The 23,214-nt window shown below is 62.4% G+C and carries 17 protein-coding genes and 2 pseudogenes; 3 read left to right on the forward strand and 16 right to left on the reverse strand.

Going from position 1 to position 23,214, the window contains the following annotated elements; all coding sequences use genetic code 11:
- Positions 1–161 precede the first annotated feature (161 nt).
- From K5Q02_RS05920 to tssA, 16 genes and pseudogenes are all read right to left on the reverse strand, one after another.
- Positions 162–632 carry an SMI1/KNR4 family protein gene (locus K5Q02_RS05920; protein WP_179539611.1) on the reverse strand — a complete coding sequence of 157 codons (471 nt, stop codon included), beginning with the start codon at positions 630–632 and terminating at the stop codon, positions 162–164.
- Positions 633–646: 14 nt separating this feature from the next.
- Positions 647–2,368 carry an HNH endonuclease gene (locus K5Q02_RS05925; RefSeq protein WP_225837330.1) on the reverse strand — a complete coding sequence of 574 codons (1,722 nt, stop codon included), beginning with the start codon at positions 2,366–2,368 and terminating at the stop codon, positions 647–649.
- Positions 2,365–3,471, reverse strand: a complete 1,107-nt coding sequence (locus tag K5Q02_RS05930) for a DUF2169 family type VI secretion system accessory protein (protein ID WP_225837332.1) — start codon at positions 3,469–3,471, stop codon at positions 2,365–2,367. The genes K5Q02_RS05925 and K5Q02_RS05930 overlap by 4 nt, the downstream gene beginning before the upstream one ends.
- Positions 3,472–3,492: 21 nt before the next feature.
- Positions 3,493–3,954, reverse strand: coding sequence for a hypothetical protein (locus K5Q02_RS05935; RefSeq protein ID WP_225837334.1), 462 nt, complete (start codon positions 3,952–3,954; stop codon positions 3,493–3,495).
- A gap of 991 nt (positions 3,955–4,945) precedes the next feature.
- Positions 4,946–6,769 (reverse strand): annotated as a pseudogene (locus K5Q02_RS05940) (type VI secretion system Vgr family protein); the annotation flags it as partial.
- A 34-nt stretch (positions 6,770–6,803) separates the two neighbouring features.
- On the reverse strand, positions 6,804–9,512 hold the full coding sequence (gene tssH, locus K5Q02_RS05945; RefSeq protein ID WP_225837336.1) for a type VI secretion system ATPase TssH: 2,709 nt from the start codon (positions 9,510–9,512) through the stop codon (positions 6,804–6,806).
- A gap of 74 nt (positions 9,513–9,586) precedes the next feature.
- Positions 9,587–10,444, reverse strand: a complete 858-nt coding sequence (locus K5Q02_RS05950) for a hypothetical protein (protein WP_225837337.1) — start codon at positions 10,442–10,444, stop codon at positions 9,587–9,589.
- A gap of 581 nt (positions 10,445–11,025) precedes the next feature.
- Positions 11,026–11,457, reverse strand: a pseudogene (locus K5Q02_RS24515) (DUF4150 domain-containing protein); the annotation flags it as partial.
- The gene (tssG, locus tag K5Q02_RS05960; RefSeq protein WP_442963968.1) at positions 11,457–12,461 is read right to left on the reverse strand and encodes a type VI secretion system baseplate subunit TssG; all 1,005 of its coding nucleotides are present in this window, start codon (positions 12,459–12,461) and stop codon (positions 11,457–11,459) included. The gene tssG and the pseudogene K5Q02_RS24515, both read right to left, overlap by 1 nt.
- Positions 12,443–14,302: a type VI secretion system baseplate subunit TssF gene (tssF, locus tag K5Q02_RS05965; RefSeq protein WP_225837339.1), complete on the reverse strand. Its 1,860-nt coding sequence runs from the start codon at positions 14,300–14,302 to the stop codon at positions 12,443–12,445. The genes tssG and tssF overlap by 19 nt, the downstream gene beginning before the upstream one ends.
- Positions 14,299–14,814: a type VI secretion system baseplate subunit TssE gene (gene tssE / locus K5Q02_RS05970; protein ID WP_225837341.1), complete on the reverse strand. Its 516-nt coding sequence runs from the start codon at positions 14,812–14,814 to the stop codon at positions 14,299–14,301. Before tssE ends, tssF begins: the two co-directional genes overlap by 4 nt.
- Positions 14,802–15,602 (reverse strand): type VI secretion system accessory protein TagJ, encoded by an 801-nt coding sequence (locus K5Q02_RS05975; protein ID WP_225837343.1) that lies wholly within the window; start codon positions 15,600–15,602, stop codon positions 14,802–14,804. The genes tssE and K5Q02_RS05975 overlap by 13 nt, the downstream gene beginning before the upstream one ends.
- A 171-nt stretch (positions 15,603–15,773) precedes the next feature.
- The gene (locus K5Q02_RS05980) at positions 15,774–16,262 is read right to left on the reverse strand and encodes an Hcp family type VI secretion system effector (RefSeq protein ID WP_131179927.1); all 489 of its coding nucleotides are present in this window, start codon (positions 16,260–16,262) and stop codon (positions 15,774–15,776) included.
- A gap of 73 nt (positions 16,263–16,335) precedes the next feature.
- Positions 16,336–17,829, reverse strand: a complete 1,494-nt coding sequence (gene tssC / locus K5Q02_RS05985; protein WP_225837344.1) for a type VI secretion system contractile sheath large subunit — start codon at positions 17,827–17,829, stop codon at positions 16,336–16,338.
- A gap of 12 nt (positions 17,830–17,841) precedes the next feature.
- Positions 17,842–18,360 carry a type VI secretion system contractile sheath small subunit gene (gene tssB / locus K5Q02_RS05990; RefSeq protein WP_042553512.1) on the reverse strand — a complete coding sequence of 173 codons (519 nt, stop codon included), beginning with the start codon at positions 18,358–18,360 and terminating at the stop codon, positions 17,842–17,844.
- Between the two features lie 87 nt (positions 18,361–18,447).
- Entirely contained in the window at positions 18,448–19,485 is a 1,038-nt protein-coding gene (gene tssA / locus K5Q02_RS05995; protein WP_225837346.1) for a type VI secretion system protein TssA, read from the reverse strand.
- 352 nt (positions 19,486–19,837) lie between these two features.
- On the opposite strand from tssA, the gene tagH reads away from it, so the two are divergent.
- From tagH to tssK, 3 genes are read left to right on the forward strand one after another with little or no spacing between them, the layout of a single operon-like run.
- Positions 19,838–21,340: a type VI secretion system-associated FHA domain protein TagH gene (tagH, locus tag K5Q02_RS06000; protein WP_225837348.1), complete on the forward strand. Its 1,503-nt coding sequence runs from the start codon at positions 19,838–19,840 to the stop codon at positions 21,338–21,340.
- Between the two features lie 52 nt (positions 21,341–21,392).
- Positions 21,393–21,860: a type VI secretion system lipoprotein TssJ gene (tssJ, locus tag K5Q02_RS06005; RefSeq protein ID WP_225837350.1), complete on the forward strand. Its 468-nt coding sequence runs from the start codon at positions 21,393–21,395 to the stop codon at positions 21,858–21,860.
- A gap of 14 nt (positions 21,861–21,874) precedes the next feature.
- Entirely contained in the window at positions 21,875–23,209 is a 1,335-nt protein-coding gene (gene tssK / locus K5Q02_RS06010; RefSeq protein ID WP_225837351.1) for a type VI secretion system baseplate subunit TssK, read from the forward strand.
- The last annotated feature ends 5 nt before the right edge of the window (positions 23,210–23,214 follow it).

Here is a 23,214-nt window from a genome sequence, read left to right on the forward strand (position 1 = left end):
GCATCATCCATCTGATTGGTGCCATCGGCCAATCTCTTGCTGAGCTGCGATGAGTTGTACTTCGCCTCAGTGATGAGGTATTCGGGGGGCGGGTTTGAGTTCTTGTAGACGCTATTTAGTCTACTGATAGTAGTTGTATATGCCCGAGTCTTTTTCGGTTTTCAAGTGAATAGCTGGGTCTTAAAGTCGGCGAAGGAGGGTGCAACTGGCTCCGTATGCGGAGCGAAATCATCGGATTGGTTGTGATCCCAAAGTACTACCTCAGGGCATTCAGCGTTTTTCCGAAAATCTAAGCAGAGAAAGTCACCAGAAAAAAGCGCTGCGAAAGGAATGAGCTTGCAGCCGATCTCGTCAGGATCATCGCCGAGTCGGGAGTCCAACGCTGTCATCACTACCGATATGTCGTACTCACCTATATCCTCTGAGTTAGGGTCTAGCATAACGGGTAGAAAGCGTTCAATCAGTCTGTCCGTACCCTCATGCATAAATAGATTTTTTTCGGGGATTCCACCATTGCCGTATTGGAGGAACTCAATAAAATCCTGAGGCAGTTTTACTCTGCAGTAACGCTCGAGTGAAGTGGTCGCTTCAATAGGGGGCGCTGAAATCTGGCCTACTATTTTTAATTCCATAACAAACTCCTGGTTCATCTCTTGCCTGCCGCCCACATGCCTGTAGACCGACCGCCAGAGTGAGTAATGATGTTATGCGGCCCAAACGGAACAAGTTCCATTCTACCCGGCAGCTCTGAGTGGTGCCATGTGAACCCGCTAGGGCGACCTCCGGGTATCTGGCTATCCAGCCATTTGAACTGCGCTTTGTCGCCCGTTTTCCACAAATGCTCAGGGAGGTGTTCGACCCGGCTGACCAATCCTGCTTTCTCGAAATCTGGAAACTTGGTGCCAGGTTTGAAAGGCACATCTGGTATCAAACCCTCCGCTATTGCTTGCCGCTTTATCGCTTCCTTTTGTCCTCGGGTGAGGTTCTCACCACCAGGGAAATCTTTTTCCCATGACCAGCGTTTGTTTGAGTTCACTAGCTTTGCGTATTGTTGAGCGTTTGACAATTTGGCTACATGCACACCGGTCACGGCTGCATCCGCGGCTTTTTCTGCTTCCTTGGCGGACTCCGGCAGGCGCCGCCCCAAACCACCCGCATCCGATGCTACGTCGGCCCCCCTTGTTGCATCCGCTGCAGTATCCAGTACACGTGCTGCCTTGCCCGCTCTACTCGCCCCCTTCACCACCACGCTGCCGGGTATGAACATCGACAGTACAGAGCCACCGGTCTGTGCATCGCTGGTCAGCTCGAACAGATCATCGGCGTAGCCCGCGTTCATCATCTTGCTGGCCTGGCTGGCCAGTTCGTTGGCCTTGGTCAGGTCGCCGGCCTGGTGGGCGGCAAGGGCGGCTTTTTCCATGACCTGGGCGCGCAGTGCAATGGGGGGGATGCCCGCCGCCGAGCTGTATTTGCTGGCCATCACGCCGAGGTTCCAGAGATCGGTAGGCAGGTTACCAATGCCCTTGAGTACACCAACGCCGGTATCCAGCGGGTCATCAACGCTCGCCCCGGCGATACGCTTGGTGCTGCTCCAGGCGCCGGAACCGAAGTCTTTGGTCTTCTCCCACAGCGAGCGCTCGTCGGCTTCGGCGTCGAGCAGCGCCTGCAGTTCCGGATTGGCCTCCTCAGCGGTTTTTTCGGCCTGGGTATCTGCGCCGCGCTGTGTAGTGACGACCTTGCCCAGCGCACCGCCGATACCTGCGCCATTGCAATTGACCAGGCAGGTGCTGTCCTGGCGTACCAGCGGGATACCGTTGACCTTGACGTCGTTCTGGCCGCTGAGAAACTTGACGTAGCCGCCGCCGAGCGAAGTACCGGCGACCACGTGGGAACCGGCATCGCCCTGGACGCCCTTGTGCAGGTCGCCGACGCGATACACCGGCACGCCCTGAGCTTTCACGTCCGGTGAGGACTGGGTCTGGTTGCCGATGGTGGCGAAGCTGTCGAAGGGCACCACGGCATTGCCGACCTTGCAGAAGTCCGGTACCGAGCAGACGGCTTTCCATTCATGGCTGTCGTTGGCGGCGTGGCGGGCGTTGCCCCACAGGTCATCGCCTTCCTCGGCCGCTCGCGACTGCGCCAGTTCCCCTTCCTTGTAGGTACCATCCTCGAAACGCTGCTTGACGCGTTGCGCGGTCTCGTCGAAGGCCTGGCGGTTACCGTCCCACTCGTGGCTGTCCCGGGCGAACAACGCGTCCGCGTTGTCGATTACCTGGTTCGCTTGAGCCAGGCTGTCGATGCCATAGTCCGACCGGAACAGGTCGGTGGAGTTGACGACTATCGGATCCAGGACGGTAAAGTCGCTCATGTCCGGTCATCTCGTCCTGATGAGACGTCCAGCGTGCCGATCGCCAGCCGCCGCCAGGGCTCGCCGCGCTCGAAGGTGCCGCGCCAGATCAGCGAGACGTGCCGGGCATCCAGGTCGATGGCCACGGTGTCGAGCACCAGCGGCCCTTGTCGGGTACGGCCGTGGAACGGGGTCAGCGATACCAGCGCCAGGATCCCGGGCAGACGGAAATGCGTCAGGCCCTCAGGCAGCATGCCGAGCAGGGAGATGAATTCGTCGCCGGCCAGGTAGCCGGGCTGGATCAGCTTAGGCGGCGCAGCCTGGTAGAAGCGTTCGTCGAAGTCGTCGGGCAGCAGGGGATAGCGCTCGCGCTGCCAGTGTTCGTCGTAGGTGCCGGCGTATTGCAGGCGTGCCTGGCTCCAGCGGGCGAGGGGGGCAAAGCCTTGTGGCGGCAGCGCGTCATGGGGGCTGGTGATTGGCGCATCGACGTCCTCGATCAGTGGCGCCGGCAGCTCGCTTACGCCCTCCAGCCATTGGCGTATCTGCGCCTGGGCCTCGGGGGACACGGTTTGCAGGTCGGCCTCGCCGGGAAGCCAGCCGCACCCGGCGGGATTATCGGGGTTGTACACCCGCTCTACCGGGCTCTGTTCGCTCGCCATCACGCTGTAGCAGCCACCGAAGGCATAGCGGTAGTCGAGGGGCACCTGGTTGACGGGTTCAGCGCTGCTCAGGCGCCACTCCTGCCCGTGGCGTTCGAAGCGCCGCGGGCCGTGCAGTTGCAGCAGCTTGCGCCGTGTGCCGACGCGAATGCCGGCGAGCCAGCCAGGTAGGGCGACACCGCCTTCGCTACGGGCGGTACCCGTGACGTAGATATCACTGGCCGATTTGAGCAGCGTCAGGTCGCCTTCGCGGCGCAGCACGCTTTGCAGGGGGTTGGCTTCGGGATGGCCATCGTACTCATCGGCATAGACGATGGGTGCCTGCACATCGGCCCGCGGCAGTGGAAGATAGCTACCGGTCAGCGCGAAGGTGCCGCGCAGCACCAGTACGTCGTAAACGACGCCGCCTGGGCCCGTTTTCTCGAACCAGGCATGGGGGAAACCACTGCGATTATCGATCTGCACGCTATGTCCGTTCGCTATGAATCAAGCTTCGCCAGGTATCGATTGCGCGGCTGGAATGATCGACACGCTGTGCAGGCACTCGGGGTTGTTCTGCTTGAACGCGAAGCGCAGTTGGCCCCAGGGGCGTGCGCTTTCCCAAACGCTCGTCTCGTGCGGTGAGCGGCCACGCGGGGCCGAGACCAGAAGCAGTTCACCATACTGCGCTTCTATGTCATGGCGGCCTATGCAGGCACCGGTCAGAAATAGGCCGATGGTGCTCTGGCGCGCCGCATGCTCCTTGTTGAGCACCGTGAAACCCGTCTGCGCGATGCGCACGTTGCCTTGCAGGACAACCTCTCCGCCAATCCAGCGGGTGCGGTGCTCATCCTGCTTGTCCAGCTGCAAGGTGCTGCCCAGCGTCTGCTCGATCTTGGCCTTGGTCAGCGGCCCTTGCTGCGCCAGTTGCTCGATGGTTTGCCAGAGCGTGAAAGAGGCTTGGTTCATCCGTTGGTTCTCGTTCGCTGTTGAACAGGCTGCCGTGCTCGCCACGAGCAGGTAGGCAAAGAGCCTGAAAAAGGGTCGCTTAATCGTCGACGTTATCGTCATACCAGCTGCCGTAGTAATCGTTGTACGTGACGAACTGGCCGTCGACCTTGACCGATGAGGTTTCGCTGCCCCACACCTGCCCGACGGCCTTGCGTGCTGCAGCGTTATCGCCGCTGCCGACGAGCTGGTCGTAGGCTGCGTTGTAGGCCGCATGGTTGGCTGCCGAACCATTGATGCTGATGTCCGGGCCGCCGTTGGCGATGATCTCCCGTTGGACCTTGATGTTGTTCAGCACCGCAGCGCCTTCGTCTTGCAGGGCACCGCTGACGTAGGCAGCCTTGGAGGAAAGGTTTTCCTCGTAGGGGTGGGTGGCATGGCCCACCTCGTGAGCCAACAGTTGGGTCACTGTGGCGGGCGAGCCACGCATGTCGCCGTCGATGACGATCCGGCTCACGTCACCTTCCTGACTCACGTATGTCCCTGCGCCTGCAGGGCCGTATTCGATATCCCAGCCTTGCTCCTGCAGCGAGCGCAGATCTTCCTGCAGCGCGGGTGACTGGGCGGCAATGCGATCCACTGCGCTGCCGAGGCCGGTGGTAACGGCGGCAGGCGTATCGGCCGCCGCGGGTGCATTGCTTCTCAACGAGAGGCTGCCCTGTGCTTCGGCGCCCGGGCGGTTGTCATTACCCTGGGCGCTCGATGCGGCCTGCGAACCGAGGCCGCGCAGGACGCCGGCGACCGCTGCGAGCGCGCCCACCTGCGAGCCGGGCTCCGCCTTGCCGCTGTGTTCTGGCGCTGGCTGTGCGGTACCCGAGTTGAGCAGGATGTCGGACGGGGCATCGGCGTGCAGATAATCCTGCGCCTTGAAGTGGATGTCCTTGGCACTGAGGTAGATGGCATCCGGCGTCAGGGTCAGTTGCGAGCTGCCTACCTTGAACTCGATCTTGTCGCCGGCCGAGACGGCCCAGGTCTTGCCGACGAAATCGGTGCGGTTCATGCCCACTGCCGAGAACATCGCCATGCCGATGTTGCGGTTGTAGCCCAGGCCGACGTTGGTCATCTTGGCCATGCCGATGCTCTCGACCTTGAAGCGGCCGATGTTCACCGTCTTGTTGTGGCCAATGCTGTAGCGCTCGTTGCGGGCGATCTTCTTGGTGCGGTTGGCGCCGACATCGACGGTCTCGTTGCGGCCGATGGACTTGCTGCGGTCGCGGCCGATGGCGTGGGTCTCATCCAGCTCGACGACGATGTCCTGATTGCGTTCGGCATGGATGTACAGCTGCTCTTCGCCCTTCTTGTCCTCCATGCGGATTTCATTGAACTGAGCAGGCGTGCCACCCTTGCTGGAGCGGCTCTTGACACCGCTCTGCGTGGCGTTGGCAGGCAGGTCGTAAGGCACGGTTTGTTCGGCGTTGTAGACGCGGCCGGTGATGATGGGCCGATCGGGGTCGCCCTCGAGGAAGCTGACGATGACTTCCTGACCGATACGCGGAATCTGGATAGAGCCCCAGTTCTTGCCGGCCCAGTTCTGCGATACGCGGATCCAGCAGGAGCTGTTCTCGTTGGACTGGTCGTGACGATCCCAGTAGAAGTGCACCTTCACCCGGCCGAACTGATCGGTCCAGATTTCCTCCCCTTGCGGGCCTACCACCATGGCCGTCTGCGGCCCCTGCACGATCGGCTGGACGGTCAGTGGCAGGGGGCGGAAAACCTGGCTGGCATCGATGCAGTCGAGGCGGCTGTCGAACTGCAGCGGTTCGTCACTGGTATTGTTCTCGAAGGCTTCCTGAACGATCTGGTAGTCGGCACTGACCGTCAGGTATTCGCGGTTCTGATCGGCGCGTGGGTAGCCGGTCATGCTGAACAGGTGACCGGCGCCGATCCCCCGCGCGTTGCTGCGCAACTGCACGCGCTCGTACTGGGTATGGATGGCCTCGATACGATTGCGCGCGTATTGCTCGCCGTCCTTGCTCTGTACGTATTCACCGGGATAGTCGAACAGTGGGTGCCCGGCGTTGCTATGCGGGCGCGAGACGATTGAGCGCACTTCCAGACGCGCGCTGGGGCGTTGAAAGTCGTAATCGTTGAGTTCCAGCGAACCTGACTGCACTTCGTGATTGAGATGCCAGTCGTAGATGTGGTCGCGTTCGCGCATCTGATCTTCCAGCGGGAAGTAGGGCACGCTGGCGTAGCCAGGGGCCGCCCGGTGTGCGCCATAGGCGTCGCACAGCACCAGCACGTGGCGGGCCTGCTCGTGGCGGAAGTAGTAGTAGATGCCTTCCTGCTCGAGCAGCCGGCTGACGAAGTCGAGACTGGTTTCGCGGTACTGCACGCAGTATTCCCATTCCCGATAGGAGCGGGTGAGGGCGTCTTCGAAGTCGGAGAAACCCAGGTCGCGGAAGACCTGCTTGACGATATCCGGCACCGTCTTGTTCTGGAAGATGCGGCAGTCTGACGTACGCGACAGCAGCCATAACCAGGGCTTGAGGCTGACCCGGTAGCTGGCGAACTGGCCGCTACCAGCCGCCTGGCTGCAGCGCGCAGCGATGCCGTGGAAGTAGCGGTCGCTACCGTCGGCCAGTTGCAGGGTCAGCCCCATCGGCTTGCCCAGCAGGGCATCGAGTGGCAGCGCATGATCTTCGGAAATCAGCGCCAGTTCGTAGGCGAAGGGGCGGCTGAGTTCGTCCCGGCCCTCCATTCTTCGCAGCACCAGCACGTCGCCACCCAAGGGGCTAGTGACGACGGCCATGCGTGCGCTCTGGGTTATTGCCATCTAGCGTCCTCTGTCGCAGTCAGCATCGTGGGGCTCACGGCGTCTGTTCGAAGCTGTAATGCAGCTCGTTGTTCTGCTGCGTTACCTGCACCCCGCTCAGCGGTTTGCCTTCGAGCAGACGGGTCAGGAACTCGCGGCTCATGTCCGGCAGCATGCTGTTGGTCAGGATGGCGTCGATCTGCCGACCGCCACTCTCGTTCTCGGTGCAGCGCGAAACCACCAGATCGATCACGCTGTCGTCGTAATCGAACGGCACCTTGTGGGTGCTTTCGATGCGTTTCTTGATGCGCTCGAGTTGCAGGCGGGTGATGGCCTTGAGCATGTCATCGGAAAGTGGGTAGTAGGGGATGGTCACCAGGCGGCCGAGCAGGGCTGGCGGGAAGATCTGCAACAGGGGTTCGCGCAGTGCCTTGGCGATGCCTTCGGGTTCGGGCATCAGCTCCGGGTCGCTGCACAGCCCGGCGATCATCTCGGTACCGGCGTTGGTGGTGAGCAGGATCAGGGTGTTCTTGAAGTCGATCTGACGGCCTTCGCCGTCTTCCATCACGCCCTTGTCGAACACCTGGAAGAAGATCTCGTGCACATCCGGGTGAGCTTTCTCCACCTCGTCGAGCAGTACCACGCTGTAGGGCTTGCGGCGTACTGCTTCGGTCAGCACGCCCCCTTCACCGTAGCCGATGTAGCCCGGTGGCGCGCCCTTGAGGGTGGAAACGGTGTGCGCTTCCTGGAACTCGCTCATGTTGATGGTGATGACGTTCTGCTCGCCGCCGTAGAGGGCTTCGGCCAGGGCCAGGGCGGTTTCGGTCTTGCCCACGCCGGAGGTGCCCGCGAGCATGAACACGCCGATCGGCTTGTTGGGGTTATCCAGGCCGGCACGGGAGGTCTGGATACGCTTGGCGATCATCTCCAGGGCGTGATCCTGGCCGATGATGCGCTTCTTCAGGTGCTGATCGAGCTTGAGGATGGTTTCCAGCTCGTTGCGTGCCATACGCCCGACCGGAATGCCCGTCCAGTCGGCGACCACCGAGGCGACCGCCTGGTAATCCACGGTCGGCAGAATCAGGGGCGTCTCGCCCTGCAGGGCACTGAGACGCTGCTGCAGATCGACGAGGGTATCGCGCAGTGCAGCGCGTTGCTCGTCGTTCAGGGCCGGCTGTTCGGCGCCTGCCTCCCGGCTGGTGTCGTCCACCGGCTCGGCGGCGGCGCGCAAGCGGGCACGGGTGGCCAGCAGTTCGTCCACCAGGGCCTTCTCGTCGGCCCAGCGGGTTTCCAGGGTGACCAGGCGCAGGCGTTCTTCGGCCAGCGCGGTATCGACGTCCAGCAGGCGGCTGCCGATGGTGACGCCAATGGCCTGTTCGCGGCCGATGATCGCTCGCTCGGTCTCCAGGGACTCGATGCGCCGACGGCTGTCGTCCACTTCGGCGGGCACGGCGTGCAGGCTGATGGCTACGCGGGCGCAGGCGGTGTCGAGCAGGCTGACCGACTTGTCCGGCAACTGACGGGCCGGAATGTAGCGGTGCGACAGCTTGACGGCGGCCTCCAGGGCTTCGTCGAGGATCTGCACCTGATGGTGTTTTTCCATGGTCGAGGCGACGCCGCGCATCATCAGGATCGCGCGGTGCTCGGAGGGCTCGTCCACCTGCACGACCTGGAAGCGGCGAGTCAGCGCAGGGTCTTTCTCGATGTGTTTCTTGTATTCCGCCCAGGTAGTGGCGGCCACGGTACGCAGGGTGCCGCGGGCCAGCGCGGGCTTGAGCAGGTTGGCGGCATCGCCGGTGCCGGCCGCGCCACCGGCGCCGACCAGGGTGTGGGCTTCGTCGATGAACAGGATGATCGGCTTGGGCGAGCTCTGTACGTCCTCGATGACCTGCCGCAGGCGCTGTTCGAACTCGCCCTTCATGCTTGCGCCCGCCTGCAGCAGACCGACGTCCAGGCTACGCAGCTCGACGTCCTTGAGGCTTGGCGGTACGTCGCCGGCGACGATACGCAAGGCGAAACCTTCGACCACCGCGGTCTTGCCCACCCCGGCCTCGCCAGTGAGGATCGGGTTGTTCTGACGGCGACGCATGAGGATGTCGACCAGTTGGCGAATCTCGTCGTCGCGCCCGACGATGGGGTCGAGCTTGCCGCTGCGCGCCTGTTCGGTGAGGTCGACGGTGAAGCGCTTGAGCGCCTCCTGCTTGCCCATCGCGCTTGGCGCGATGGCGCCACTGGCTTCGCCCGGCACCGCACCGGCATCGAAACCGTCGGTGGCGCTCAGGGCGTTCTCCGGTGAGGCGCCGACGATCTCGTCGAAACGCTCGGTGAGGGTCTCGACCTTGACCTTGTCGAACTCGCGGGAGATGGCCAACAAGGCATTGCGCAGGCTCGGTGTCTTGAGAATGCCGACCACCAGATAGCCGGTGCGAATCTGGTTTTCGCCGAACATCAGGCTGCCGTAGACCCAGCCGCGCTCGACCGCTTCCTCGACGTGGGAGGACAGGTCGGTGATCGATGTGGAGCCGCGCGGCAGGCGATCCAGGGCTTCGGTGATGTCCTTGGCCAGGCGGCCCGGCTCGATGCTGAACTGACGCACGATCTGGTGCAGGTCGGAGTCCTGCAATTGCAGGATCTGATGCAGCCAGTGGCTCAGCTCGACGTAGGGGTTGCCACGCAGCTTGCAGAATACGGTGGCGGCTTCGATGGCCTTGTAGGCGACGCTGTTCAACTTGCCGAATAGCGCGGCGCGACTGATTTCACTCATGGTGTGCTCCTTTACCTAATGACTTATGTCCATTGCTTGCTGCATCTGGTGTGCTTGCGGTGACAGCAGGTCGGTCAGTCAATTTCATAACGCCAACCTTGCCACTGATGTCCGTCCCACCAGGCGAAGATCTCTCCGCCAACTGCCATCAGGTGCGCGTCATTGGCCGCCAGTCGATACAGGGGGGCCTGTTTGCTTTCCTGCAATTGATCGCCGTCCAGTTTGAATACGCCGTTGGCTCCTGCAGCAAGCCAGATCTGACCCTGCTGCACTGCAAGGCTGGTGATGGTGTAGTCAAAGGCATCGAGTTGCTGCCAGATATCGCCATGGCCGATCCAGAGACCTCCTTTGGCCCCGGCAATGACAATCTGATCGTCGGCTATCCACAGCACATCCAGCAGGTTGATGTTGGTGAACGGCTCGATTTCGCTCCAGCGACTGCCGTCGAAGTGAACCACGCGCCCACCATCGCCGACGGCATACAGGCAATCGCTGGCACAGCCGTGCAGTGCATTGAGGCGCTTGCCGCCCGCCGCTGAAACGATCTGCTCGTGATGGTTCTCGATCAGACGTATGGAACCGTCCAGCGCGGCGGCATAAATGCTCCCCGGGCTTGCGACGAACACGGCGTTGAAGCCATCTTCTGCCGTGGTCTGTAGCGTCTGCCAGTGGATGCCATCGAAATAGTGGATATGGCCATCCATGGAGCAGGTGGCGATCCAGTCATCCCGCCGATGCATATGGGTCAGCCAGTGATCGACGTCGAACAACGAGGTAGCACTCAGCCCCTCGTCGTCATAGGCAACGCTATGGATGCAGGAAATGATTGCCTCGGGTTCCAGAGGTGGTTCGTAGACGTTCAACAGAACATCGGCCTGTCCTTGGCCGTTGCCATATACGGCGACGATGCTGACTTGACGTGAATCGCTCATTGAAAACGTCCTTATCAGAACAGTTTTGATTTTTGGGCTTTCTTCGCAACGACTTTCTGCGGCAACGCTGTTCCACGAGTGCCGGGCGCTCTCAGCTCGAATTGCTTGGGCTTCTGCATGCCGCTCTTGCACATCTGGTGAAATTGCTTGTCGACCTCACGCAGCACGCATTCGGCATCGTTTTCGCTGAGACCCGGGCCGGGCTCCGGCTCGATCAACTGACGCTTGGCGTCGGCTCGTGCGTCCTGATAGGTCGGGCTGGTCTGCTTGTCCTGATAGGCATCCCGATAGCGCTTGGCATCCGCCTTCTGCATCTGCGACACCCGGCCGTGGCCGGTACTCGGATCGGTACCGTCCTCTAGCGCGATGCAGGGCGCCAGCGCTTCGTCATACCCTGGGCAGATTTCCTTGAGCGTGGTGCCGCGCGGATAGCAGAAGTGCGAATTCTGGATGACATGGTGGGATTGGTATTCCACTCCAGTCTCCTGCTTGATGGCCTGGCAGCGCTTCTGTTGCTCGCTATGATTTTTAACCGGTGTTCGCTCCAGGGCCTCGTCACAGTTCATGACGGCCATGGCCATTTCATCCATGTAAGGCCATGGCGGCGTATTGCCGGGCATGGATCCATGGTTGTGAGTGGTCAGATCCATATGGCGGACGACGTTGAGGCCTTCGACCTTGACGTTCATCGACCAACTGGTGAAGTACACCTTGCCCTTGATCTTGCCGGTAAGAATGCCTTTCTTCGGTGCGCAGCCAGGCTCGTCGCCATAGCTGGTCTTGAAGAAGCTCTTGTTCTTGCGCATCACTTCCTTGCGGGTGATCTTCACGCTGCGCGTACCGAGGCTGGTGTCTTTCGCCAGCCCGGTATTGGGGTAGGGAATCGGTACGCCCATAGGTGTGGGCGGTGCCTGCGGCGGTGTGAAGCAAACGTCCGGAAAGGCGGCGACGGATTTTCCGCTGGCCGACTTGCAGGAAATCTCCATGCTGTTGGCAAAGACCTGATTGGCCATCAGCACGCCTCCGCGGATGTGCAGTGGCCACTGCTGAGGTAGAGGTCATCGGCGTCCTCACTCGGTTGCCCGAGCCAGATGTCGAAGCCGAGTCGGTAACCGCCGGCCAGGTTGGCCTGCGGTACTTCCTCCTGTTTGAGCACCAGGTTGGTGTCCCAGTCCAGTTCTTCACCGACGTATTCGGCAACCCAGGCCGCCAGCTCGGCGAGCAGTGGCTGATCCGGCAGAAAACGTCGGTACTGCGCCAGGCTCAATGGGCCCATGCGCAGGCGAAACTTGTGTTGCCGATCCCACACGTGGGTACCCAGGCACAGGTCCACGCCGAGGGTGCAGGTCGAGGCGCCCAGGCGGCTGTATTCCGGGAGTTGCAGCCATTGACCGACATATTCCTCGAGGGCCACCGGCACCCCGAAGTACTCGCTTAGGATCGCCTGCAGGCCATCCGGATAGCGGGTCTGCGCGGCCAGGTGACCGGTGAAGTAATAGCGTGCGGCGTCGTCGATCGGGCCCTGGCCCATGAGACTTTGCATACCGCGGCCGGACAGGGCGCCGAGGCGTGGTGACCAGTAGTCGTCGTCCGCCCGATCCTGGCTGACGGTGGGTCGTGCTTCGGCCCAGGCGCGGTAGAACAGGGTCAGCAGGCGATGATTGAAAACGTCAAGAAAGCGCTTGAAGGTGGCGTCGCCATGGTGCCGCTGGCGCTCGCGGGCGTGTTCGGTCAGGTGCAGCGGCAGCGGGCCGTTGGGGCCGGTGAGTCCGAAGAAGAACTGCTCGATGCGCGGTGTGCCGGTGCTGTCGTGGATGACGCTGGCCAGGGTTGAGGGTGCGAAACCGCAATCCGGCTTCTGGCCGAGACGCAGTGGGTCATCGACCATGCGCACGGAATGGCCGAGGCGCGGGTGTTTGGGGTACTCGCACTCGATGCGCCGCATGGCCTGGAAGAAGTCATAGTTCCAGGGCGCTTCGGCCATTGCCGCCAGGGTGTTTACAGGGTCGGCCGACATCCGGGCTTGGCCCTCCAGCGCATCACTTCGCCTCGTTCGGTGGTGCGCAGCACCGTTTCGGTGAAGCTGTTGATCGATACGTAACGTGTCAGGAAGTGCTCCAGCACCGAGCCGAGCAGGAACACTCCGGTACCGCGGAAGGCGTTCTCGTCGAACTCCAGGCTGATTTCCAGGCCGCGACCGAAGACGATTGGTCCGGGCATCGGTAGGCGCCGCGTGCAGGCCTTGCTGCTGACTTGGCGCAGGCCGTCGATCTGCAACTGCAGGGCATTGTCGCCAGCGTCGCCGTACAGGCGCATCAACTCACGCAGTGCGGCGGCGCCCTGGCCCTGTTCGCTGAGCGAAAGGTAATTGAGTGACAGCTGGCTGATCAGGCGCCAGGCACTGGCGTCATGGGCGCGGCTGGCGCGCGGGCGGCTGGGGCCGGCTAGGCAGCGCACCGCGACCACCGGAGCACTGTCCTCCAGGGTGAAATCGCTGCGCGTTCCGCCGATCGGCATCGACAGCGGCAGATCGCGATTGGTGCACAGTGCAGCGATACCGAGTTGGCGCAGGTCGTGGCGATAAGGCGCCTGATTGGCGTCGACCAGGGAGATGAAGGTCTCGCTGCCGATGTAGGTGGAGCGCGGGCCGTTGCGCCGCTGCTTGCTCGATAGCACGCGAGGCTCGCGGCGCAGGCTGTACCAGGCCTGTTCGCGGCCGTAGCGCGAAGGGTCGCGCACCGCATAGAACGGCTGAAATGGTTGCTCTGGGCCGCTGCCATGGCCACTGACTTCGGTGATTGAATGGATCTCGAAATCCTGCGGGCGTGTGCGGTCGGCGATGATCTGGTGTTCGTGAACTCGGTCGCTGAGGTGAATGCGGTCGGCACGCCGGGCGAACAGGTTGATCGCCGGGGTGCAGAACAGGCGGAATTGCTCGGCGCCGATGCTGTTTTCCAGGCTGTTGTCGAGGCGATTGAACAGCACCACGATCTCCAGTTCCTGGCTGGCATTACGTTGCACGGCGCGCTTGAGCCCGGTCAGTTCGACGAACAGGAAACGGTTCGGCAGGGCGAAGTATTCCTGCAGCAGGCGATAACCCTGGAACGCGCGGGGCACCACTGGTAGCGCGGCGTCCTGGTCGTCGAAGCCGCGTGGGCGCAGGCTGTCTGGTGGCAGACGCTCGACCCACGAACCATCCACCGCCCGCACGAACAGGGCACAGGCATTGCCGAGCAATTGTTCGTAAAGACGGAAGGGTTGCTCGTCGGCGCCGTGTAGGAAGAACGTCAGGGTATCCAGATCCAGGGCATTGAAGGGCAGGCCGGCGCCAGTGCGCAGGCGCAGTTTCAAACCGGCCTTGGCGCCGGGCTCGCTGGCGGCGAGGCGGCCGAGCTGCGTCGTCGGGTTGCCGAAATAGCTGGCCTGGGTCACTTCCAGCGGCCAGAGCGTCACTGGCTGGCAAGTGCGGTATTCGCAGGCGGTCTGGGCTTCGCTGCCGAGCAGGCCACGTAGCGATGCGCCGCGTTCGAGGGTGAAGCCGCTACTCAGAGAGCCTTCGTTGGGATCGGCGCACAGTTGCACCACGGTCATCGACGGGGTCGGTGCCAGGTAGTGCGGGTAGGCGATCTCCAGCAGGTTGTGGGTGAAAGTCGGGTACTCGGCGTCGAGCTTGAGCTGCACCCGTGCGGTCAGGTAGGCGAAGCCCTCGAGTAGGCGTTCCACATAGGGATCGGCGCATTCCACGCCCGACAGCGTCAGGCGGCTGGCGATCTTCGGGAATTCGCCAGCGAACTCTTCGGCGCTCTCGCGGATGTGTTGCAGTTCCTGATTGTAGTAGCCGAGCAGGCGCGGGTTCATCGTCGTCTCCGTGATGCGTCGGCAGGTAGTACCTGAACGTGGCCGGTTTCCAGATCCAGCTCGGTGGTGAGCAGCAGGCGAAGCGGCATGGGGTGCGCCCAAAGGTCGCCTTCGATCTCGAAGCTCAGGGAGTTGTGGCTCATCTCTTCGGCTTCCTGACGCGCGCGCACGCGCAGCGAGGAGCGTACGATGCGTGGCTCGAAGTCGGCGATGGCCTTGGTCAGCAGGCGTTCCACCGCCTGGATATCGATACTCGAGGCACTGTGACCCGCCAGCGGCGGCAGGCCGAAATTCACCACCGAACTGCCAGCCCGGGTCAGCGCCTCGTCATCGCTGGTCAGCGGTGCGACGGTGTTGAACAACCAGGCCAGGTCGCGCAGCACCGAGGCGCGCAACTGGTTGAGGGTCAGCACGCGCTTGTCGACGCTTTCCACCTGGCTGCTCGGATCGTCGTCGAGCAGACGATCGAGCAGGGCGGGCTGCAGGCGTTCCTGACGTTTCAGGTCGGCCATGCCGCTGCATTCCCATGATCGAAGTTCAGCGTACGGACATCGAACAGGGCCTGTTCGCCCCCATCAAAGGCGAACAGACGCTGGCCGAGCGGCAGGCCGTTGTCCTGCCATTCGGTCTTACGCGCCAGGCGCAGCGCACCGTCGGTACTGGTGTGGCTGCCGGGATAACGGCTGGGGATCAGCGCCACGGTGCTGCCGCCATTGGTCAGGGTCACCTGAGCCGGCAGCCAGACCAGATCACGCAGATCGCTGGGGGCTTCCAGGCTGAGGCTGGCTATGTTTTCCATAGGCAGCCAGACGTAGCGGCCATTGACGATCAGTTCGAGCACCGGGCCCAGGCGTGGGTCGGCATCGGCCAGCCAGGCGAAGGGGGCATCGCCGAGCTGGCCCGGTACCGCGGCAGCGGCTTCGAAGGCCTGGTCGCGCAGGCTCTGGGCTGCTTCGCTGTTGCCCTGGGCGTCCTGCTCGAGGGCCAGGATCAGCGGTGCCACCCACTCAGCGGGTTCGCCGAGAACGACGGGGGTGGTTTTACCGGCGAAAACCTGCTCGCGCAGTGCTTCGCAGTTCAGCGCGGTGCTGTAGGTCTGCACCATGGGGAGGCAGGCGGCATCTAGTTCGCCGGCTACCTTCAGCTGATTCTGGGCGCGGCTCCACTGGCCCATTACGGCCAGCAACTGGAACAGGAATACCCGGAGCTCAGCCTTGCCAGGCAGCGCCCGAACCTGATCCTGCAGCGCCTTCAGTGCCTCGTCGAGCCGTGCGTTACGCAGGTGTTCTTCGGCAGTCATCGTCGTTCCCTGTACTGGCGCGGCCACCGCTGCAATGCGCTGGCCATAAGGCCCGCCGGGCTCGCTGTGGAGCGAGGTGCGTTGCGGGCCATTGAAAATTCGCTATGGTCAAAACCATCAATGCCCGGCGTGGTGCCGGGCATTGATGTACGCCCGAAGCTCGGGCGGGGGTTACACCTTGACGTTCTGGCGGATATTCCAACCGTACTTGACCGGACCGCCCTCTTTGGCGCCGTCAGCTTTCTGCGGCTGATAGTCGACCAGCACCTGAGCGAAGTTCAGGGTGACGTTTTCGGTGAGGCGATCTTCGCCACCGCTACCGCCAGTGCTGATGGAAGAGACCAGCACTTCCTTCAGGGTGATGATCAGGTACTCGACCTGAGAATCGCCACCGGCCTTGCGGATGGTCAGCTTGGCTTCCGGATAATGCTTGCCGCTGGAGCAGGCCATCATCAGGTTGGGGCTGGATTTGTCGACATACTTGGTCAGCGACAGATCCTGAATGTTGACCTTGCCGGCACCGCCGCCGCCGCCCACATGCATCGAGCCGGATTGGCTCATGCCCCAGCTCCAGGCCAGTACGTCGACTTCGTCGGCGTGGGTCTTGTCTTTGGATTCGCCTTTGACGTCGCCAATCTTGATGAACATATCAACAGCCATCATTGCTCCTTTCGTGGCTTTTGCCACTCTGTTTCAACTGCGTCCGTGAGAGCGGACGCCACAGTGACGAACCTCAGGCCCCCTTGGCCGAAGGCAGTTTGGATACCAGGCGCAGCGACACGGTCAGCCCTTCGAGCTGGTAGTGCGGGCGCAGATAGAACTTGGAGCTGTAGTAACCGGGGTTGCCCTCGATTTCCTCGACCACCACTTCGGCTTCGGCCAGCGGGTGCTGGGCCTTGGTGGTTTCGGTGGAGTGCGCCGGATCACCGTCGACGTAGTTGAGGATCCAGTCCTGCAGCCAGCGCTGCATCTCGTCGCGCTCTTTGAACGAACCGATCTTGTCGCGCACGATGCACTTCAGGTAGTGAGCGAAGCGGCAGGTAGCGAACAGGTACGGCAGGCGCGCGGCCAGGTTGGCGTTGGCGGTGGCGTCCGGATCGTCGTACTCAGCAGGCTTGTGCAGCGACTGGGCGCCGATGAAGGCAGCCAGGTCGGTGTTCTTCTTGTGCAGCAGCGGCATGAAACCGTTCTTCGCCAGTTCCGCTTCGCGGCGGTCGGAGATGGCGATTTCGGTCGGGCACTTCATGTCCACACCACCGTCGTCGGTGGGGAAGGTGTGCGCCGGCAGGTTCGGTACTTCACCGCCCGATTCCACACCGCGGATGCGCGAGCACCAGCCGTAGAGCTTGAACGAACGGTTGATGTTGACCGCCATGGCGTACGCCGAGTTGGCCCAGGTGTACTTGCTGCTGTCGGCGCCGTCGGTTTCTTCCTCGAAGGCGAACTCTTCGACGGGATCGGTCTTCGCACCGTACGGCTGACGCGCCAGGAAACGCGGCATGGTAAGGCCGATATAGCGCGAGTCCTCGGAGTCACGCAGCGAGCGCCAGCCAGCGTACTCGGGGGTGGTGAAGATCTTGGTCAGGTCGCGCGGGTTGGACAGTTCCTGCCAGGAACCCATGCCCATGACCGTCGGCGAGGCCGCAGAGATGAACGGCGAGTGCATGGCCGCGGAGATCTTGGCGATTTCGCCGAGCAGTTCGACGTCGGGTGGTGACTGATCGAAGTAGTAGTCGCCCACCAGGCAGCCGTAAGGCTCGCCGCCGAACTGACCGTATTCCTCTTCGTAGAGCTTCTTGAAGATCGGGCTCTGATCCCAGGCGGTACCCTTGAATTTCTTCAGGGTCTTGTGCAGTTCGGGCTTGGAGATGTTGAGCACGCGAATCTTCAGCTGCTCATCGGTCTCGGTGTTGTTGACCAGGTAGTGCAGGCCACGCCAGGCGCTTTCCAGCTGCTGGAAGTCCGGGTGGTGCATGATCAGGTTGACCTGAGCGGTCAGCTTGGCATCGATCGCCGCGATGATCGACTCGATGGACTTGATCGCGTCATCGGAGATCAGGTCGGTCTTGCCCAGTGCCTGTTCGGCCAGGGTGCGTACTGCGGTTTCCACCGCTTCGCGGGCGCGCTCGGTCTTGGGTTTGAATTCTTGCAGCAGCAGCGAAGCGAATTCGCTGGTCTGTTCGGTAGTGGCGGCCGCTTGCGCGGAATCCTGAATCAACTGGGCCATCGGGACATCCTCTTAAGCTTGCGGCTCGTTGTCTTGGGGCTTGGGCGCGCTAGCCAGTGCCTGCAACAGCGCCGGATCCTTGATCGCCTTGATGATCAGCTCTTCTGCGCCGGTCTTGCCGTCCATGTAGGTCAGCAGGTTGGCCAGTTGGGTGCGCGCTTCGAGCAGCTGGTTCAGCGAATCGACCTTGCGGGCGATGGCGGCCGGGCTGAAGTCGTCCATGCTCTCGAACGTGATGTCGAGGCTCAGGTTGCCTTCACCGGTCAATGCGTTGGGCACGTGGAACGCCGCACGCGGCTTCATGGCCTTGAGGCGCGAGTCGAAGTTGTCGGCGTCGATTTCCAGGAACTTGCGGTCGGCTACGGCGGCCTGGGGCTCGGCGGGTTTGCCGGCCAGGTCGGCCATCACGCCCATGACGAAGGGCAGCTGCACCTTTTTCTCGGCACCGTACAGCTCTACGTCATATTCGATCTGTACCCGCGGGGCGCGGTTGCGCGCGATGAATTTCTGGCTGCTGGTATTGCTGCTCATGTTGCTCCTCCTGTGCATGTGCACTGGCTTCGTCGGCCATAGGCCGGTAGCGATGTGCGTGGGGCTTCCCTGAAGATCCGCCGCACGTTAGTCGTATTCGGGGCCACGCAGGTTTTCGAACTGCGACATACCGTCGGGAATCAGGTTGCGCACGATTTCCGCGAAGTCTGCGGTGACCAGCTTCTGCGCGCGCGTCAATAAGACCGGCACCGGGCTGGAAGGTTCGTGCTGGGCGTAATATTCCAGCAGACGATCGAGCGTACGCAGCACGTCGTCGCGGCTGGCGATGCGTCCCGGTGCTACCGGCGCCTGGCGCGCTGTGTATTCTGCTGCACCTAGCGACGGTTGTTCGTCGGCCTGCTGGTCGGTGTCGGCGGCAGGCGATGAGTCATTGCCTGCGGTTGGTGCCTGGTCGTTGAAAATCTGCCGGGTGTGGCGCAGTACCTGCTTGAGCACTTCGAGGTTGGCACTTTGCGCTGAACCGACCCGCTCGCTGAGCAGACCTTCGATATCGGCCAGTGCCGCGCTGGCCTCGTCGAGGGCAATGCGGGTGCTGTCGAGCAGCTCGGCATCGGTGTCGAGGAAGGCGCCGCGCAGCTGATCGGCGGAGAGCGTCTCGCTGGAGAATCGCTGCAGATCCACGGCGTTCAGGGCTGCACGAATGCTCACCGAGCCGAAGGCGCGCGAGCGGGTGATGCTGGCTTCACGCAGCAGGACGATCACTGGCTCGGCGCTCAGGGCGTTGAGCGCGTTGATGCGAATGGTCGGGTCGTTATCGTCGTCAGCATCCAGTTGCGGATACACACCGTCCCAATACTGGGTGAGCAATTCGCGAACCAGCGTCAGGCTCTGTGCCAGGCCGCTCAGGCCTTCGAGGGCGATGGCGCTCTGCAGATACAGGTTGGCGAGACGCAGATCCTTGCTGCGGGCGAACAGTTCGCTGGCGCGTTCGCGTACCTGGCGCCAATCCGGGGGCTCGGCGGCGATGACCGACTGGCCCATCTGGCGCTCTGGCTGGCCCAGCGCCAGGCGCTCCAGTTCGAGAAAATCGGCATCGTATTCGAGGTCTTCCCCACATGGGCTTTCGTCGGATACTGCGTTGAGCAAGTGCGACACATCCACCACGTCAGGTGCTCTCCATGTCAGGCCTGAAAGTCGAAATGAAGCAGTGACGGCGAGCTGCCGGTCAAACTGGATTCATCACGTGAAGCGGCACAATGCCACTATTCAGGCTTGGTTCGATGCTAATCCGGATCATTCTCCGAGTGCTCTCAGATCATTGTCAAGCGAGGGCAAGGCGGTAGAAACTGTTGTGAGGCACAGTATTTCCTTCTTCTGTGCAGTGACTCACAACCGCTTGGAAATATATGCCCGCTTGGGCATTGAACAGTATTGGCCAAGGGCAAAAAATAGTGCGTTTGGCATATCGACACCCCTCGAAGAACATGGTTTTTTTACCGCACTGCAAGGAGCCGCAATGCCGCTGCGTTTGGTCATCACCACCTATCACAAACTGACGCCCGGGCAACGGGCCGAGGTCGAGCTCGATCGGGGTGAGCTGAAAATCGGGCGCAGCGCCGGTAACGATTGGGTGCTGCCCGATCCCGAGCGGCTGGTGTCCAGCCAGCACTGCGTGATTCAGTACCGCGACGGTATCTACTACATCACCGATACCAGCACCAACGGGGTGATTCTGCAGACCGCAGGTACGCGTTTGCGCCGCGGCAGCAGTGAGCCTCTGGCAGATGGTGAAGTGCTGAAGATCGGCGAATACGAGATCCGTGTGCAGATCAGCGGTATTGCCCTGACCGCAGCGCCGGCAACGACCAGTGGCGCGACGGACGATCCGTTCAACAGCTTCGAGGCGTTGCTGAACCGCAGTGCGCAGCCGCTCGAGATGCCGCCGGTGAATGCTCAGGCAGCGCCCGCGCCTTCAGCGCCACGGCGCGATTCGCCATTCGACACCAAGCCGGATCTGTTCGACTTCCTCAGCCCTCCGGCAGCCGTGGCGCCATCGGTCTCCGATCACGTGCCGGCCCAGCAGCATGATTTCCGCCCGCCACGGCCGTCACAGCCGCCACCTGCCGTGGTCACGGCTACCGCTGCGCCCGTGACTGCGCCGGCTTCGGTGATCCCGGCGGACTGGGATCCTTTCGCCGATCTTCGGGCCGCATCGGCACCTCAACCGATTCCCGATCCATTCGCCGAACCGCCCAGTGTCGAAGCCGTGGAGGTACCGGATCCGTTCGCCGAATCGCCACCGATGCCGGCAGTGGAAATCCCCCCGTTCTTCGTGGACGAGTCGCCGGTGCAGCAGGTTCAGCCGTTGCCGGTTGTCGAGCCGGTCGTGGCGCCTGCACCTGTACTTGCAGCGCACACGGCCGTTGATGATGGCGAGCTGATGGAGGCTTTCCTGCGTGGTGCCGGCCTGCAGCATCTGCGCCTCGACAGGGCGGCGGCGGCCGCACAGATGGAGTCCATCGGGCGCAGTTATCGGCTGATGGTCGAAGGGCTGATCGACGTGCTGCGTGCGCGTGCCAGCCTCAAGGGCGAGTTCCGCATGGCGCAGACCATGATCCAGCCCGTACAGAACAATCCGCTGAAGTTCGCGCCCAACGTCGATGAGGCGCTGCTGATGTTGCTGCGTCACGACAATCAGGCTTTCATGGCGCCCGATCAGGCGGTTGGCGAGAGTTTCGACGACCTGCGTGCCCATCAGTTGGCGCTGATGGCTGGCGTTCAGGCGGCGATCAAATATTTGCTGGCACGGTTTGAACCGCGCGAGCTGGAAGGACGTCTGAACAAGCCGAGCGGGCTCTCGGCGCTGTTGCCCAATGGTCGTCGTGCACACTACTGGGAGCTATTCACCGAACTCTACGCGACCATTTCCCAGGAGGCCGAAGACGGTTTTCAGGAGCTGTTCGGCCGTGAGTTCAGTCGTGCCTATGAGGAGCACATCGCACGCTTGCGAGGCCGTTGAGATCATTTGGCCCGCGCGCTCGCGGGCCTGCTGCAATCATTGAGGAAGCGTTATGCCAAGGATTCTGACCCTGCTGGTTTTTCTGTTGCTCGGCGCCTGTGCGTCCGGCCCGGAAAAGCCGGAACCCACTACCGTCGAGCTGCAATTGCAGGCCAGCCGCGATCTCAACCCGGCGCTCGCGGGCGGGGCGGCGCCGGTCTGGGTGCATGTCTATCAGTTGCGCAATGCCTCGGCCTTTTCCCGTGCCGACTTCTTCTCGCTGGTTGATCGCGCTGACGCGACCCTGGCCAGCGAACTGATCGAGCATGACCGTTTTGTGGTGCGCCCTGGCGAAACCCAGCGCAAGTCGCTGACCCTGGACGATGCTACTCGCCACCTTGGCGTGGTCGTGGCCTATCGCGCCCTCGACCGTTCGATCTGGCGCCAGGTCATCGAAATTCCTGCCCATCAGGCAAGCGCCTTGCGCCTGCAGCTGGACGCCTATGCCATCAGCGCCACGCCGCTGACCCCTCTTGAGTGACTGGAGACCCGTTCATGTCCTGGAACAACCGTGTGGTTTGGTCGGAGGGAATGTTCCTGCGCCCGCAGCACTTCCAGCAGCAGGATCGCTATATCGAAACCCTGGTCGAAGGCCGCAACCATGCCTCGCAGCCTGGCGCCTGGGGCTTTTCGCACGTGCTTATCGACAGCGCGTTGCTGACTCAGGGCAAACTGGCGATTCTGTCCGCGCGGGGCCTGTTGCCTGATGGCACACCGTTCAACATTCCCGAGAACGATGCGGCGCCTGCTCCGCTGAACATCGATGACAGTCTGCGTGATGGCATCGTCTATCTGGCCCTGCCACTGCGGCGTGCCGGTGTGCGCGATACCGTGGAAAGCGGCGAGAGCCTGGGCTCGGCCCGTTATCAGAGCAGCGTGCACGAGGTGCGTGACGACAATGCCTCACTGGAGAGCCGTGCGCCGGTGGCCATCGGCTCCCTGGCCCTGCGGCTGATCACCGAGCGTGACGGCCTCGACGAGCACGCGGCCATCGGTGTCGTGCGCGTGGTGGAAAAGCGCGAAGACCGCAGCCTGCTACTGGACGACAACTACATCCCGCCGCTGCTCGACGTCAGCGCCTCGCGTCCGCTCTCGGCGTTTCGCAACGAACTGCTCGGTCTGCTGCATCAGCGTGGCGAGGCCCTGGCGGGGCGGGTGGTCGCCTCCGGTGCCGGTGGGGCCTCGGAAATCGCCGATTTCCTGCTGCTACAACTGGTCAACCGGGCCCAGCCGCTGGTGGCGCACCTGGCGCGTATCACGCCGCTGCATCCGGAAGTGCTGTACCGCGAGTTGGTGGCGCTGGCTGGTGAGTTCGCCACCTTCACGGCCAGCGAACGGCGGCCGGGTGAGTATCCGGTCTATGAGCACGACGACCTGACCGCCACCTTCGCGCCCGTGATGCTGGCACTGCGTCAGGCGCTGTCGATGGTCATCGACAGCCGCGCGATCCCTATTCCTATCGTTGAAAAGTCCTTCGGCGTGCACGTGGCGATGCTGGCGGACAAGTCACTGATCGATTCCGCCAGCTTCATCCTGGTGGTACGTGCGGACGTTCCGGGTGAGAGCCTGCGTGGGCACTTCCCGCAGCAGGCCAAAATTGGTTCGGTGGAACACATCCGCGATCTGGTCAACCTGCAGTTGCCGGGCATCGGCCTGCTGCCACTGCCGGTCGCACCACGGCAGTTGCCATATCACGCTGGCTCCAATTATTTCGAACTGGACCGGGGCAGCGACCACTGGAAGCAACTGATCCATTCAGGCGGCTTCGCTTTCCATATCGCTGGCCAGTTCCCTGGTCTGAACCTGGCCTTCTGGGCCATCCGAGGCTGACGCGC

Source organism: Pseudomonas sp. MM211, assembly GCF_020386635.1.
Lineage (GTDB): Bacteria > Pseudomonadota > Gammaproteobacteria > Pseudomonadales > Pseudomonadaceae > Aquipseudomonas.

Bases quoted from the DNA above. Each gene is read 5' to 3' on its own strand.
- tssB (WP_042553512.1), bottom strand. From the start codon at position 18,360: ATGAGCAGCAATACCAGCAGCCAGAAATTCATCGCGCGCAACCGCGCC.
- K5Q02_RS05920 (WP_179539611.1), bottom strand. From the start codon at position 632: ATGGAATTAAAAATAGTAGGCCAGATTTCAGCGCCCCCTATTGAAGCG.
- tssK (WP_225837351.1), top strand. From the start codon at position 21,875: ATGTCCTGGAACAACCGTGTGGTTTGGTCGGAGGGAATGTTCCTGCGC.
- K5Q02_RS05935 (WP_225837334.1), bottom strand. From the start codon at position 3,954: ATGAACCAAGCCTCTTTCACGCTCTGGCAAACCATCGAGCAACTGGCG.
- K5Q02_RS05975 (WP_225837343.1), bottom strand. From the start codon at position 15,602: ATGACTGCCGAAGAACACCTGCGTAACGCACGGCTCGACGAGGCACTG.
- tssG (WP_442963968.1), bottom strand. From the start codon at position 12,461: ATGTCGGCCGACCCTGTAAACACCCTGGCGGCAATGGCCGAAGCGCCC.
- K5Q02_RS05925 (WP_225837330.1), bottom strand. From the start codon at position 2,368: ATGAGCGACTTTACCGTCCTGGATCCGATAGTCGTCAACTCCACCGAC.
- K5Q02_RS05980 (WP_131179927.1), bottom strand. From the start codon at position 16,262: ATGGCTGTTGATATGTTCATCAAGATTGGCGACGTCAAAGGCGAATCC.
- tssH (WP_225837336.1), bottom strand. From the start codon at position 9,512: ATGAGTGAAATCAGTCGCGCCGCGCTATTCGGCAAGTTGAACAGCGTC.
- tssJ (WP_225837350.1), top strand. From the start codon at position 21,393: ATGCCAAGGATTCTGACCCTGCTGGTTTTTCTGTTGCTCGGCGCCTGT.
- tssC (WP_225837344.1), bottom strand. From the start codon at position 17,829: ATGGCCCAGTTGATTCAGGATTCCGCGCAAGCGGCCGCCACTACCGAA.
- tssE (WP_225837341.1), bottom strand. From the start codon at position 14,814: ATGGCCGACCTGAAACGTCAGGAACGCCTGCAGCCCGCCCTGCTCGAT.
- tagH (WP_225837348.1), top strand. From the start codon at position 19,838: ATGCCGCTGCGTTTGGTCATCACCACCTATCACAAACTGACGCCCGGG.
- K5Q02_RS05950 (WP_225837337.1), bottom strand. From the start codon at position 10,444: ATGAGCGATTCACGTCAAGTCAGCATCGTCGCCGTATATGGCAACGGC.
- tssF (WP_225837339.1), bottom strand. From the start codon at position 14,302: ATGAACCCGCGCCTGCTCGGCTACTACAATCAGGAACTGCAACACATC.